Raw genomic sequence first — 14,698 nt, forward strand, 5'->3', positions numbered from 1 at the left:
ATATGAGCCTGGAGACTTCTTCTGCGCCTGAGTTTTCAGGTCAACAACGGCGCTGTCATTTACTGCTGATGCTGTATGCGCCAGTACCCTCGGTACAACTGGAGACCATCAGCCAAATCAACGGCGTAGACCTGCTCATTACCCGGCAAGATATAGCTGAGGTTGCCCGCGAGATCCAGCATTTCCATCATCTGGAAATCAGCGGCGATCCCTACGAGGGCTACCAGATCCAGGGCAGCGCGCTGGATCTTCGCTTGTGTCTGCTCCAATGGCTACGGCGAGCCTTGCGTTGCAGCCCTGAGTTTGTCGAGCAACACTTTGGCCCTCAGTTTCAGCGGGCGATGCAACTTCAGCACCCACAGCTTCCGGCACTGGCATTGTGCATCAACCAATGTGAACAGCGCCTTAACCGCCGCTTTGAGCAGCGTGACCGACTGTTTTTGCAACACTATCTTTGTTATTGCGTCTGGGCTAGCCAGCATCAGCGCCATCCTCAATTTGATCGCCGCCAGCATGAGTGGCTGCAAACCAAACCAGAGCACCTGGCGGCAGCGGAACTGCATCAAGCGCTGAACCAGCTATTTGACCAGCCCGATGACAATAGGGAATGTGATTTCCTTACGTTGATGTTTACCCTGCTGAAAAGTCACAGCTACCAGAGCAGCGATTCGCCAGAGGACCAACGCCTGATGGCGGCCATCGGGCAGGTGGTGGAACGCTTCCAACAGATCTCCGGCATGCATTTCAGCAGCCAGGAGGGGTTAATCAGCCAGCTGTTTGCCCATTTGGCCCCTGCCGTGGAACGCTGCCGGTTTGCTATCGGCATCGACAATACGCTACTGGAAGAGGTGGTCCGTAAATATCCCCGTCTGATGCGTACCACACAGGAGGCGTTAGCGCCGTTTGAACAGGAATATGAGATTCAATTTTCGCGGGAAGAAGCAGGGCTAGTGGCGATCAGCTTTGGTGCCTGGTTGATGCAGGGCAACGCGCTGCATGAAAAGCAGATACTGTTGCTGACGCTGGATAACCCGCAGTTGGAAGAAGAAGTGGAATATCAGATCCGCGAATTGACGCTATTGCCATTGAATATCAAATATCAGCCCTTACACGACTACCTGCTTGCTGGTGCACCACAAGGGATTACGCTGGTGATTAGCCCCTACGCCACACCGAGCCAGGAGCAACCACCCACACTGATTATTACCGAACTGCCGCTGGAGCGTCAGCAGCGCAAGGCGATCCGTGCGCTGCTGGAAAGCCATTAACGGCTATTGCTCACCGCCACCGCCGGTGGGCGAATAAACAACGCTGGCACCACCACCGCGACCATCACCCAGAACACTCCGCCCTGATAGTGCTCGAACAGGAAGCCCGCCACCACGGTCATCACTGCAATGCCGCCGCCCATCGCCAGCGCCGAATAAACCGCCTGCAGACGGATCACTTCCGCCCCCTGACGCGCCGCAATAAAGCGCATTGCCGCCAGATGGCAGACCGTGAAGGTACCACAGTGCAGCACCTGTACCAGTAGCAGCCAACCGATTTCCGTCGTGGTTGCCATCAGGCCCCAGCGCAGCAGACCACACACGGCGGAAAGTAACAGCAGATTACGCGCATTCCAACGGCGGAACAGGAAATTGCTGCTGGCAAAGATAACCACTTCAGCGACCACCCCCAAAGACCACAGGTAGCCGATAGTCGCCGCAGAGTAACCCGCCTCTTCCCAATAGATGGAGGCAAAGCTGTAATAACCGGCATGTGCCCCTTGCAACAGCGTCACACACAGCAGAAAACGCCAGACAGGCCCTTCGCTGAGCAGTTCACGCCAAGAGCGGCTAGGTTCATTCTGCGCCCGAGACTCACCTTGTGGCAGCACGCTCGGTTTCAGCAACATGCCCACCAGCATCGCCAGGATGCTGACCAACAGGCTGATCAAAATCGCATTATGGCCCCAAACGGACACCAGCTTGCCGGTTAACGCCGAGCCGATCACAAAGGCCAGCGATCCCCATAACCGCACCCGGCCATAGTCCAGAGTGATCTGCCGTTGCCAGGTGGCAGCCAACGCATCGGTCAGCGGAACCAGCGGGGAGAAGAACAGGTTAAAACCGGCGATCACCAGCATCAGCCAGGCCCAGCCATTACCGAAACAGAAGCCGACGGCAAACGCCAGGGAGAGCAATGCCAACAAACGCAACGCGGTGATTAAATAGGAGGGATCTTTTACACGTGGAGCAATCAGCAGGCTACCGAGGAAGCGCGCCACCAGGCCAGCGCCGAGCAAGATACCGATGGTTTCAGGCGGTATGCCCTCACCTTTTAACCAAACGCTCCAAAACGGGAGATAGATGCCATAGGAAAAGAAGTACGTGAAATAACTGAGAGCGAGCCAACGCGTTGATTGCAGAACCATGTTCCCTCCAGGATGAGGGCAATACTTTGACAGAGCTCACACCTTGCAGCAATCTTCATTCATGTTCAAAGGGCTAGAGTGCAAAGCAGTTCACAGTTTAGCTGCAACAATGCTAAAAAAAACCCGCCGAGGCGGGTTTATCTGCAAACCAATCGAAGTACTTAGGCGTAAACCGGGAAGCGAGCGCAGATATCCAGCACTTTCTTCTTGGTACGTTCGATGGTGGCTTCGTCGTTCAGGTTGTCCAGCACGTCACAGATCCAGCCAGCCAGTTCACGCACTTCGGCTTCTTTAAAGCCACGGCGAGTCACCGCTGGAGTACCCAGACGAATGCCAGAGGTCACAAACGGGCTCTTCGGATCGTTTGGCACGCTGTTCTTGTTAACGGTAATGTTAGCGCGGCCCAACGCGGCATCAGCTTCTTTACCGGTCAGGTTCTTATCGACCAGATCCAGCAGGAACAGGTGGTTGTAGGTGCCGCCGGAAACCACTTTGTAACCGCGCTCCAGGAACACTTTCACCATCGCTTTGGCGTTATCGGCCACTTGCTGCTGGTAAACCTTGAACTCAGGCTCCATCGCTTCTTTCAACGCTACCGCTTTACCGGCGATGACGTGCATCAGCGGGCCGCCCTGGCCGCCAGGGAAGACGGCAGAGTTCAGCTTCTTATACAGCTCTTCATCACCACCTTTGGCCAGGATCAGGCCGCCACGCGGACCCGCCAGCGTTTTATGGGTAGTAGTGGTCACGACGTGGGCATGAGGAACCGGATTCGGGTAAACGCCAGCGGCAATCAGGCCCGCCACGTGTGCCATATCCACGAACAGATAAGCGCCGATGCTGTCAGCGATTTCACGCATTTTTGCCCAATCAACCACACCGGAGAAGGCAGAGAAGCCGCCGATGATCATTTTTGGTTTGTGGGTCTGCGCCTGTTTGGCCAAATCGTTATAGTCAATCTGCCCAGTTTCGTCGATGCCGTAAGGCACCACGTTATACAGCTTACCGGACAGGTTCACCGGTGAACCGTGCGTCAGGTGGCCGCCGTGTGCCAGGTTCATCCCCAGGATGGTGTCGCCCGGCTGCAGCAGCGCGGTATAAACGGCAAAGTTAGCCTGGGAACCTGAGTGTGGCTGCACGTTGGCATAGTCGGCACCGAACAGCTCTTTGGCGCGATCGATCGCCAGTTGCTCAACGATATCAACGTATTCGCAACCGCCGTAGTAACGCTTGCCCGGATAGCCTTCTGCGTATTTGTTGGTCAGTTGGGAACCCTGGGCCTGCATCACGCGCGGGCTGGTGTAGTTCTCAGACGCAATCAGCTCAATGTGCTCTTCCTGACGCACGACTTCCTGCTCCATTGCATGCCACAGTTCGGCATCATAATCAGCAATGTTCATTTCACGCTTTAACATCCGGCATCTCCTGACTGAAATCAGCTAACTTAATTTACCCCTACGGGTGCTGGGCAACAGTGTAAACCGTTTCGGCCTATCGAAGATAGGTCTTGACAGAGGTTTTTACGCAAACGATTGGCATCACGTGGCGTAAGGCTTTGAACCCTTAAAGGCCACATTTTGGCAACGGAGTTTTACTCATCAACAAAATGCGCTTTTTTCATGTTCTGTGAAGGCGATCGACGGTTAACAACCCCATAACAATAACAGGGATATTTACAAGCACGGGGTAATTTTATAAGATGCACTTAAAATACACCTATTAGACAAACATAAAACGCCCGCCAAGGAGTATCACCATGCTGGATAGTCAAACCATCGCCACCGTTAAATCGACCATTCCCCTGTTAGCCGAAACCGGCCCCAAACTGACCGCCCACTTCTACGATCGCATGTTTGCCCATAACCCTGAATTGAAAGATATTTTCAATATGAGCAACCAGCGTAACGGCGATCAGCGCCAGGCGTTGTTCGATGCCATCTGCGCTTACGCCAGCAATCTGGAAAACCTGGCCGTCCTGCTGCCTGCGGTAGAACGCATTGCCCAGAAGCACGCCAGCTTCAATATCCAGCCCGATCAGTATCAGATTGTCGGCCACCACCTGTTAGCCACGTTGGACGAAATGCTCAGCCCTGGCCAGGAAGTGCTTGATGCCTGGGGAAAAGCCTACGGGGTGCTGGCCAACGTGTTTATTCAACGTGAAGGCCAGATCTACCAGGAAACGGAAAAGAGTGACGGTGGCTGGCGTGATTTGCGTGCCTTCCGCATCGTGAAAAAACAGCCTCAGAGCGAGGTCATATCCAGCTTTGTACTGGCTCCAGTAGACGGTGGTCGCGTGGCCGATTATCAGCCAGGCCAGTATCTGGCGGTTTATATTAACGATGACAGCCTGCAACATCAGGAGATCCGCCAATATTCACTCACCACCGCACCGAACGGGGAATATTATCGTATCGCGGTCAAACGTGAGGAACGGGGCGCCGTTTCCAACTTCCTGCATCAGCAGGCCAAAGAAGGCGATATCATTCATCTCGCGGCACCACACGGCGATTTCTTCCTGCAGGTAGAACCGACTACGCCGGTGGCATTAATCTCGGCAGGCGTTGGCCAAACGCCAATGCTGGGGATGCTTAACGCCCTGCACGACAATCAGCATCCGGCCAACATCCACTGGTTACATGCCGCAGAAAACGGTGCGGTGCATGCTTTTGCCGACGAAGTGGCGGATATCGCCGGGCGTATGCCTAATCTGAGCCGTCATGTCTGGTACCGTGAACCCAATGCCGATGATGTGCAGGGCCGCGATTATCACAGCCAGGGCCTGATGGATCTGAACGCATTGCGTAGCGAGTTAAACGATCCGCAGATGCATTACTACTTCTGTGGCCCGGTGCCGTTTATGCAGCACGTGGGTAAGCAGTTGCTTGAGATGGGCGTGGAGGCCGAACGTATCCACTACGAATGCTTCGGCCCGCATAAGGTGCTGTAACATCCTAGTGTCTTGATAACATTATCAGGTACGAATGTTATTGATTACTTTGCGCGATAAGTGCGGGTGCCTAAGAAACGGTACCCGCGAAAATCATCAACGGATTTGACCTCAATCTAAAACCTACAATTTCCTTAATGTTATTCCCCTTTCCACTATCGTTTTTAAACCGACATTGTGGTAAATCTACGCCCCATTGATAAGGACTTTGCATGGAGCGCAAGGATGATCCAGCTTTCAGCATCCCGCTGTATTTTCGCCAGTAATCTGACCCGCCACTCTCGCCATACTCCCGTCAGGCTAATACCTTTTTTGGCAGCCATAGCTGTTCATTCACGTTGTTAATTATGGAAAGTGTACGTTGATCGCATCAGTGGACTCACTATTTGCGTCATCTTCAAGGAGGTACAGAGATGCAACAGACCGTACAGGACTGGGTAAGAAACACGGCGGTTACACCGTTGTATGCCATCCTGGCCAATACCCATGGTGCGCAAGGCATCAAGGCCTATTACCGTGAGGACGGCAGCCGCACGCCGCACGGGCTTTACGCCAATACGCCCTATGCCAACTGGTTTGAAGTGATGCCGGTACTGGTGCAGCTAAACGAAGGCAGCCCATTCTTACGCTGGGTGGCAGAAACCCCTTTACGCAACTGGGGCTGGCTGGCACGTTCGCCGTTGCCGCAGGCTGCCCTGGCGGCCCACCTTGCCGGTTTGACACAGGTGATCATGCCCAGCGGCAAAGCGGTGTTTTTCCGCTATTGGGATGGGCGCTATCTGCCAGCTTACCTGCGCTACTTTGGCAATGAGTGGCGCTCTATCCTGCCGGTATTCTCCGATTACTGGGTGAACGGCGAGGGTTTTACCTGCCCGGTATATCCTTCTGCGCAGGCCCAGATCAGCCCCTGGTGGCAGGTGCCCCAAGGGATGGTGGATGCTCTGCTGGATGAAGATCCAGAACCGCTGATCGCCAACCAACTGGCCTGGCTGCGCGAGAATGAGTTTGAACTCTATCAAGCCGTGCCAGAACCGGTTCTGCGCCAGATAGCGCTGCGGCTTTACCCGCAGGTCTGGCAACAGACGCCAGATCCGAAGAAGCGAACCGCACGGCTATCCCAGGCTCTGGTAGATGCACTGAGCCGCCGTACCAATCCGTTCGAGGTGATCACCTTCAACGTTTCCTCTTTTCGACCGTGAGTAATGGACTATGACGACCGAATATATTGCGAGTATTGACAATGCCTTGCTGGGCTTCAAAAACAAGGCCCTGATCACCCAAGAGTATCGGCAGATCGTCAAGGAATGGGCCACGGCCAGCAGCATTTCCGGGCGATTAGGTGGGCCGACGCTGGAGATGGAAAAAACCCTGCGGCTCAACGACAGCAAGACCGTAGTCTCGGAAAACGATCGCAGCTTTGAGAGTAGCGTAGTGACCTGCCCGAAGAGTGGCGAGATCAAGGTGGCCCTCGCCTATGAGTCCACACTCGAACTGCCCATCCCCGATGTAACCATTGAGATCTATGAAGATGTCAGTTTTGGTTTTGACTCGAAGGTGGCTACCCAGCAGACCGATGAGCAAGGCATAGCGCGTTTCCCTGGTCTGACTGCGGGCAAGAAATATTACGTTAAAGCCACCGATCCCCAGCTGGAGCAGCACAATGACCAGATGCTGCAAGCCTATGACGGCCTGATGCTGGAGATGTACGACACCTTGTCAACGCAATGGCAGACCTACAGGCCGCAGTGGCAGCTGAGCCCAATCAATGCCGGCCTGTTGACCGCGCTGGGCGCTGGGCTGTACGACGGCATGTTTGGGCTGTGGGACGACGTGAAACTGGCCTACGACGTGATCACCGACCCCGCAAAGTACGGGCAGAAAATCTATGCGGAAGCGGGTAAGTATAAGGATCTGATCACCCAGGTAGATGAACAGAAGCTGAAGTCGCTGCTGGAAGGCAGCAAGCAGATGGCCCGCGAGCTGTTGGCGCTGTTCAATGATGAAGCTGCGCTGTACCTGTTTATGCGCTCAGTGGAACTGCAAGTGCGTATGTACCCTTGGGGCGCACTACTGGAACCGATGGTAAAAATAGGAGGTTCCATTATCAGCGATGCGTTGGTCGGTATTGTCTTCGGGGCACTGCTGACCCTGGTGACCGCCGGGTTGGGCGTGGCGTTCCTGATCTATAAGGTAGGCAGATTGCTCAAGAAACTGGGCAACGCATTGCAGTCTGTCTGGCAGGGGCTGAAGACGATTCTGTTTGCCACCCTGGAACTGGTCAAACGGTTCTTTGAGAAGACCCGCCAACTGAACCTCAAGCGCCAGGCCAATGCCAAGTTGAAACAGGATCGGAAAAACCAGCTGGGTTCGTCAAACCATACTGGTCTGGTGGATAACTCAGGCACGGTGAAAAACAACCCCGCGACAAATGCGGCTGACCAGCCCACGGTGAACTCGCAGTGCACGGGAAAAACCGGCTGCCCGGTCTCGCTGATCAACGGCGAAGAGTTGCTTACTCTGGACGATGGGCAACTGATTGGCCTGACGCCCTTTATCTTCCAGCGTCAGTACCGCACCACCGCTGTCGAACGCACGTCGGTGTTTGGTTTTGGCTGGAGCCATAGTCTGCAGCATACCGTCGAGTTTATCGGCGATGAACTGCACTGGACCGATCATCAAACCCTCACCACCATTCTGCCGTTACCTACCGAAGTTTCCCCTAGTGGGCTTAATTATGTAGCCGGGGCCGCCGCCTATCTGGACGAGGAGCCCGATAGCTACTGCCTGATGGCCGGTAGCATGGAAGGCTGGGTGCTGCATGTGCATCGGGTTACGGGGCAAACGACCGGGCGCATCACCGGCCTTTCACACCGCCAGTTGCGGTTGACCCTGCATTATCACGATGGCTTACCTGTTCGGCTGGAACATCCGGCTGGTGCGGCCTTGCAGTTCAGCTATCAGGAGCTACCTCAGGGCTGGCGCCTGACGCAACTGAGCCTGACCCCAGAATCGGGTCGGGAAGAGGCTCTCCACCCGCTGATGACCTATGAGTACGATGAGCGGGGGCAACTGAGTGCCGCTATCAATGCGGCCGGGGAGGCCGAGCGCTATCAGTATCGTGATGATTATGTGTTCAGCCTGCGGCAGTTGGCCGGCGGGGCTGAGTTTTATTGGGAATGGCAAGGGGAAGGCAAACAGGCCCGTGCGGTGCGCCATTGGAGCAACCTGCCTAACTTTGACCAGCGTTTTCTGTGGGATGAGCAACCCGGGGCCGTCACCCTGGTTCATCAGGACGGTTCACGGGAGACCTGGCAACATGACACCCGCTTTCGCCGCCTGATAAAGAAGGTCGACCCAGACGGCGCGACCCACCTCAATGAATACGGTGAACGCAGTGAGCTGCTGAGTGAAACCGATCCGTTGGGCAACCGCACCGAATATGGCTATAACGGTGAACTGCAGTGCACCTGGGTGCGCACTCCTGACGGACAAGAGACCCAATACCGTTATTCGCGTGGCCGGGTCGTAGAGAAAACCACCTGGAGCCTCGATCAGGAGGACAAGATCCGGGAACGGTATCGCTACGACACGCAGGGCAACCTGACGGAAGAAACCGATGCGTTGGGCAATACCTGCCACTACCTGTGGTCTGCGCAAGGGGCACTCAACGAGGTGCAATACCCGGATGGCAGCCGCGAGCGCTTCGTTCGCGATGCCTTTGGCCAAGTGTTGGAGCATCATCAACGCAACGGGCTGACCCACTATTATCGTTACAACCTGCTGGGGCAAGTGATCCGGCACAGCGACAGCCCATTGGACGAGGCCGGGGTCAACGGCACCCGTTATACCTGGAACGCAGCCAACCGTCTGGAAGCCATCCACTCACCGGACGGCACGGTGCGGCAGTACCGCTATAACGCCTACGGCAAGGTGACCAGCGAGCGTGACGAAAAAGGGCTCACCACCCAGTATGAGTATCATCCAAACTCCCATCTGGTGAGCCGGGTCATTTACCCCGACCTCAGTCAGGTGGAATACCGCTATGACAACCCGAAGAACTTCGTCAGTGACATCATCAACCAGAACGGTGAACACCATCGGTTGGCCTATTACCCCAATGGCCTGGTGAGTGAAGAACACACCATTGACGGCCGCCACTTCTTCTATGACTACGACCTGAACGGGCACCTGACCCAGCGCACCGAGTACGGCACCAGCCAGAGCGAACAGACCGCGCTGATCACCCGCTATGAGCGGGGCGCTGCCGGGAGACTGGTGCGCAAGGTGTTGCCAGACGGCAAGGAAGTCAACTACGGCTACGACAGCTTTAACCGCCTGCGCCTGGTGGATGACGGGCATTGGCCATTGGCGTACGGCTATGATGAGGTTGGTCGACTGACGGAGGAATATCAGGGCTTTGCCAGCCTGTTTTACGGCTATGACAACGCGGGCAACCTGACGCGCCAACGCCTGCCCGACGGCAACATTTTGGCCTACCAGTACCAACAGGGGCAGGTCTCGCGTATTGCACTCAATGGTCAGGTGCTGAGTGATCACCAATATCGCGGTGAGCAGGAAATCCGGCGCATCACCGGTGAGGTGGTAAACGAGTTTGATTATGACGGGCAGCAACGCCTGCGCCATCAACGGTCTACCGCCGTGGTACAGGCAGAAATGGAGGGTGACGCCCCAGACGTGACGCCGGTGATGCAGCGCCGCTACGAGTACGATCCGGCAGGCAACCTGACGCAGATCCTCGACCCGCACAAAGGCAACCGGGAATACCGTTACGATAAGCAGCATCGCCTGACCGAAGCGCTGCACCACCCGATAGCCTACCCTGAAGCCTTGCCGCAGGCGCTGCGCTGGCGGGGTATCAGTGAACAGTTTACGCACGATGCAGCGGGTAACGTATTGGGAAACGATGCTGCCTCCCGTGGAACACAAGTGCGTGGCAACCTGCTGAAGCAGAAAGGCGATGTGCGGTTCGAGTATGACGAATTTGGCAACCTGACACGTGAAGTGCGCAGCACCAAGCCACTGTGGGTGCGGGAGTTCCGTTATGACTGCCAGCATCGGCTGGTGGAGTTTATTGAACAACGCCAGGGGCAGAAAACCCACTTTGCCTATACCTATGATGCCTTTGGTCGACGCATCCAAAAGCAGGATCTGCTAGCCCAACGGCCTGATGCCATAACCCGGTTCTTCTGGCAGGGTGAGCGGATGGTGGCAGAATGCGCCGACGATGATAATATCTTCACAACGGATGACCCAAAACCGGCGCACCTGGCTACCTATAAAAGTTACCTGTACAGCCCCGACAGCTTTGTGCCGCTGGCGCAGTTACTGGGCAAAGGACGCAAGTCGGAGATTTACTACTACCTGAATGACCATCTGGGCACCCCGCAGGAACTGGTCAACGGCAAAGGACAGATTGCCTGGAGCGCGGCGTACCGCGCCTACGGCAATCTGGCGGTAGCGTTCGTTGAATCTGTGCCGCAACCACTGCGTTTTCAGGGGCAGTACTTCGATGCTGAAAGCGGGTTGCACTATAACCGGTATCGTTATTACTCGCCGGAGACCGCAAGGTTTATCACGCCTGACCCAATTGGGCTGGCTGGTGGGCTAAACCAGACGCAGTACGTGCCTAACCCTACCGGGTGGGTCGATCCGCTGGGGTTGACTAGTGTTCCTGGAGATTGCCCGGAGCCGCCGGGCACAGGAGTAAGAGCGCATGCGGGTGAAGAATTAGTTGAGGTTTATCGAGTTCAACCCGTGAGACCTAATTCAGATATTGTTTTAGGTGGTGCATTCTTGCGTGAGCGTGAGAAAGGTAAATCTATATTGCAGGCTAACAATCAGCGTAAAAAATTACTCGCTAAAATAGAGTCAGACGATCCTGCTGCAGCAGTTAATGCTATGCAACATGCCCAAGGTGGTGGGGGGAGCAGCCCAGTAATATCAACGACGTTTGATAAGGCCGCCGCAGAGGCCGACTTTATTGATCAATTGAATGCTGGGCGAAATGTTGAGATGATAACCATTAAAGGGCCAAGAAGTGGAGGACTTGATTTTAACTTGGAGCTTGAAGCTCGGGGGGGGAGAACCAAACCAGCAAGATTTAAGGATGAAGAGATGAATGAGTTTGGTATCAAAGATTTATATGTTCCACCTAAGGGGAAAGGTGCTAGCAAGTCAGGTTTTGAGATCACAGATGTTAAAAGGGGGTTAGAATGAATAATAATATGGTTTATTGGAAAGGTGTCTGTATTGGTGAAATGATCAATCCGATAGTCGATAACTTTGATGTTTTTGGTAAATGGAAGCCAAATGGAAACGCTAATGAACAGGCGTCATTCATAAAGGAAATAGAAGATAATGAGGAAGCGTATATATGCTTTGGGGATGTTAAGAGTGGTTTTATAGCAACGGTGGTTGAAGTTCCTGATGACTACATAGATATTAGGTGTCGAGGCCATTATGAAGACATGCAAACTTTGATTCATACGCCTGAGCATTATGATGAACTTATTCGGAAGAGACGGCATAATGGTTAATTATTATATTTTTCAAATTTAAATTAACCACATCAGACATCACATACATGGTGTTAATTTGGTGTGTAAAGGCCGGGATGCTAGGTTGCGGTATGCCGCAACCTGCTGGCAATTTATGCCGCTCACCATTTTTGCTATAGCCGCTTTAGTAACCTAGCGGTTGAGTGGTGGGGCAAAGATCATCGGTTGATGACCCACTATAGTGCCGGTGCAGGCATCAACCAGAACGGTGAACATCATCGGCTGGACTATCACCCCAACGGGTTGGTGAGTGAAGAGCACACCGTTGACGGACGCCACTTCCTCTATAACTACGACCTTAACGGGCACCTGACCCAGCGCACCGAGTACGGCACTAGCCAGAGTGAACAGACCGCGCTGGTGACTCGCTACGAGCGGGATGCTGCCGGGAGGCTAGTTCGTAAAGTATTGCCGGACGGCAAGGAAGTCAGTTACGCCTACGACACCTTTAACCGCCTGCGCCTGGTGGATGACGGGCATTGGCCGCTGGCATACGGTTACGATGAAATTGGTCGACTGACGGAGGAGTATCAGGGCTTTGCCAGCCTGTTTTACGGCTATGACAGCGCGGGCAACCTGACACGCCAACGCCTGCCCGATGGCAACCTGCTGGCTTACCACTACCAACAGGGGCAAGTCTCACGCATTGACCTGAATGGCCGCATACTCAGTGAACACCAGTATCGCGGCGAGCGGGAAACCCGGCGCATCACCGGTGAGGTGGTAAGCGAGTTTGATTATGACGCGCAGCAACGCCTGCGCCATCAACGGGCTACCGCAGTGGTCCAGGCAGAAATGGAGGGTGACGCCCCAGACGTGACGCCGGTGATGCAGCGCCGCTACGAGTACGACCCGGCAGGCAACCTGACGCAGATCCTCGACCCGCACAAGGGCAACCGGGAATACCGCTACGATAAGCAACATCGCCTGACCGAAGCGCTGCACCACCCGATAGCCTACCCCGAAGCCTTGCCGCAGGCGCTGCGCTGGCGGGGTATCAGTGAACAATTTACGCACGATGCAGCGGGTAACGTATTGGGGAACGATGCTGCCTCCCGTGGAACACAAGTGCGTGGCAACCTGCTGAAGCAGAAAGGCGATGTGCGGTTCGAGTATGACGAGTTTGGCAACCTGACACGTGAAGTGCGCAGCACCAAGCCACTGTGGGTGCGGGAGTTCCGTTATGACTGCCAGCACCGGCTGGTGGAGTTCATTGAACAACGCCAGGGGCAGAAAACCCATTTTGCCTATACCTATGATGCCTTTGGTCGACGCATCCAAAAGCAGGACCTGCTAGCCCAACGGCCTGATGCCGTAACCCGGTTCTTCTGGCAGGGTGAGCGGATGGTGGCAGAATGCGCCGACGATGATAATATCTTCACAGCGGACGATCCAAAACCGGCGCACCTGGCGACCTATAAAAGCTACCTGTACAGCCCCGACAGCTTTGTGCCGCTGGCGCAGTTACTGGGCAAAGGACGCAAGTCGGAGATTTACTACTACCTGAATGACCACCTGGGTACCCCGCAGGAACTGGTCAATGGCAAAGGACAGATTGCCTGGAGCGCGGCGTACCGCGCCTACGGCAATCTGGCGGTAGCGTTCGTTGAATCTGTGCCGCAACCACTGCGTTTTCAGGGGCAGTACTTCGATGCAGAAAGCGGGTTGCACTATAACCGGTATCGTTATTACTCGCCGGAGACCGCAAGGTTTATCACGCCTGACCCAATTGGGCTGGCTGGTGGGCTAAACCAGACGCAGTACGTGCCTAACCCTACCGGGTGGGTCGATCCGCTGGGGTTGACTAGTGTTCCTGGAGATTGCCCGGAGACATTTGGTAAATATAGGCCTGATCGCCCATTACCTCGGGATAGCTATGGCAATCCAGTACCTGATGTCGAACTTCCGCATACTCAATTGGGGACAAAAAAGGGGCGAAAAGGGGAGTATACTCAAGCCAGAGAGTGGGGATACGATGATAATGGGAAGTTAGTCCCAATACGAGATATTGACTTCACAGATCATGGCCGCCCTAAAGAACACCCTAATCCTCATCAACACGATTATCTTCCAAACCCTACGGGAGGTACTCCTCAACATGGGCCTGCAGTAGAATTGGTGATGCCAAAATGAATATTATAAAAGGAAAAATGTTTTCAGATAATGGAATGAAAATTAAACTATCTGATTTATTAGCAAAAATACCAAAAAATGAATGGACATGGTGTATTTATGAGTTTGAAGGAGTTGGGGTGGCGCCCTTTGGCCTTTCAATGCCTGAGTTCGAGGACTTGGTTTTATCTAAAGATACTGGATTTGAATTGACCTGGGATGAGATGATTTTATTGGCTGAATCATTAATAGATATCATGTCATGTACATTGGCTGCTGTCACATCCCCAATGCCATATAGTTGTATAGAAAGTAACGAGCTAGATAATTGCATGGTATTATTGAGAGTTTTTGATAGTACCACATGGGAAATAAATATGTATTACTAACCCTTTAACAAATTGCGTCAATATTGGCCGCTGGCATACGGTTACGATGAGGCCGAGCTACTGGCAGGGTAAACGGATCGTGGCAGAATGTGCCGACGATGATGATATCTTTACGACGGGTGACCCAAACCGCCGCACCTGGCGACCGATAAAGCTACATGTACAATCCCGGCAGCTTTGCAGTTGCCGGGAAAAGGCGCGGCGCGACTACCTGAATGACTACCTGAGCCCCCACAGGAACTGGTCAACGGCAATC

At 54.2% G+C, this 14,698-nt stretch carries 9 protein-coding genes; 7 read left to right on the forward strand and 2 right to left on the reverse strand.

What is annotated here, in order from left to right; translation table 11 throughout:
- Positions 1-2: 2 nt before the first annotated feature.
- Positions 3-1,268 carry a stationary phase inducible protein CsiE gene (gene csiE / locus KGP26_RS21180; protein WP_223664578.1) on the forward strand — a complete coding sequence of 422 codons (1,266 nt, stop codon included), beginning with the start codon at positions 3-5 and terminating at the stop codon, positions 1,266-1,268.
- Here the strand turns inward: csiE and KGP26_RS21185 are convergent.
- Together KGP26_RS21185 and glyA are read right to left on the reverse strand one after the other, a co-directional pair.
- Positions 1,265-2,416 (reverse strand): 3-phenylpropionate MFS transporter, encoded by a 1,152-nt coding sequence (locus tag KGP26_RS21185; protein ID WP_094982795.1) that lies wholly within the window; start codon positions 2,414-2,416, stop codon positions 1,265-1,267. The genes csiE and KGP26_RS21185 overlap by 4 nt on opposite strands.
- A gap of 161 nt (positions 2,417-2,577) precedes the next feature.
- Complete coding sequence (glyA, locus tag KGP26_RS21190; RefSeq protein ID WP_024529358.1) at positions 2,578-3,831, reverse strand: serine hydroxymethyltransferase; 1,254 nt, start codon at positions 3,829-3,831, stop codon at positions 2,578-2,580.
- A 341-nt stretch (positions 3,832-4,172) separates the two neighbouring features.
- Between glyA and hmpA the strand changes: the two genes are divergently transcribed.
- The 6 genes from hmpA to KGP26_RS21220 all read left to right on the forward strand — a co-directional run bounded on the left by hmpA (position 4,173) and on the right by KGP26_RS21220 (position 14,442).
- A complete protein-coding gene (gene hmpA, locus KGP26_RS21195) occupies positions 4,173-5,363 on the forward strand; it encodes an NO-inducible flavohemoprotein (protein WP_223664579.1) in 1,191 nt (396 codons plus the stop codon).
- A 413-nt stretch (positions 5,364-5,776) separates the two neighbouring features.
- Positions 5,777-6,562, forward strand: a complete 786-nt coding sequence (locus KGP26_RS21200; RefSeq protein WP_223664580.1) for a DUF4123 domain-containing protein — start codon at positions 5,777-5,779, stop codon at positions 6,560-6,562.
- A 10-nt stretch (positions 6,563-6,572) separates the two neighbouring features.
- Complete coding sequence (locus KGP26_RS21205) at positions 6,573-11,600, forward strand: RHS repeat-associated core domain-containing protein (RefSeq protein ID WP_223664581.1); 5,028 nt, start codon at positions 6,573-6,575, stop codon at positions 11,598-11,600.
- A complete protein-coding gene (locus KGP26_RS21210) occupies positions 11,597-11,920 on the forward strand; it encodes a hypothetical protein (protein ID WP_115160488.1) in 324 nt (107 codons plus the stop codon). Before KGP26_RS21205 ends, KGP26_RS21210 begins: the two co-directional genes overlap by 4 nt.
- A 189-nt stretch (positions 11,921-12,109) precedes the next feature.
- Entirely contained in the window at positions 12,110-14,074 is a 1,965-nt protein-coding gene (locus KGP26_RS21215) for an RHS repeat-associated core domain-containing protein (protein ID WP_223664582.1), read from the forward strand.
- A complete protein-coding gene (locus tag KGP26_RS21220) occupies positions 14,071-14,442 on the forward strand; it encodes a hypothetical protein (protein ID WP_051363183.1) in 372 nt (123 codons plus the stop codon). Before KGP26_RS21215 ends, KGP26_RS21220 begins: the two co-directional genes overlap by 4 nt.
- Positions 14,443-14,698: the final 256 nt, after the last annotated feature.

Origin of the sequence: Serratia sp. JSRIV002 (assembly GCF_019968725.1) — a bacterium.
In the GTDB taxonomy this organism is placed as follows: Bacteria; Pseudomonadota; Gammaproteobacteria; order Enterobacterales; family Enterobacteriaceae; genus Chania; species Chania fonticola_B.

What these genes read in the sequence shown, in the direction of transcription:
- KGP26_RS21220 (WP_051363183.1), top strand. Translation starts at nt 14,071, where the DNA reads ATGAATATTATAAAAGGAAAAATGTTTTCAGATAATGGAATGAAAATT.
- KGP26_RS21215 (WP_223664582.1), top strand. Translation starts at nt 12,110, where the DNA reads ATGACCCACTATAGTGCCGGTGCAGGCATCAACCAGAACGGTGAACAT.
- csiE (WP_223664578.1), top strand. Translation starts at nt 3, where the DNA reads ATGAGCCTGGAGACTTCTTCTGCGCCTGAGTTTTCAGGTCAACAACGG.
- KGP26_RS21200 (WP_223664580.1), top strand. Translation starts at nt 5,777, where the DNA reads ATGCAACAGACCGTACAGGACTGGGTAAGAAACACGGCGGTTACACCG.
- KGP26_RS21205 (WP_223664581.1), top strand. Translation starts at nt 6,573, where the DNA reads ATGACGACCGAATATATTGCGAGTATTGACAATGCCTTGCTGGGCTTC.
- glyA (WP_024529358.1), bottom strand. Translation starts at nt 3,831, where the DNA reads ATGTTAAAGCGTGAAATGAACATTGCTGATTATGATGCCGAACTGTGG.
- hmpA (WP_223664579.1), top strand. Translation starts at nt 4,173, where the DNA reads ATGCTGGATAGTCAAACCATCGCCACCGTTAAATCGACCATTCCCCTG.
- KGP26_RS21210 (WP_115160488.1), top strand. Translation starts at nt 11,597, where the DNA reads ATGAATAATAATATGGTTTATTGGAAAGGTGTCTGTATTGGTGAAATG.
- KGP26_RS21185 (WP_094982795.1), bottom strand. Translation starts at nt 2,416, where the DNA reads ATGGTTCTGCAATCAACGCGTTGGCTCGCTCTCAGTTATTTCACGTAC.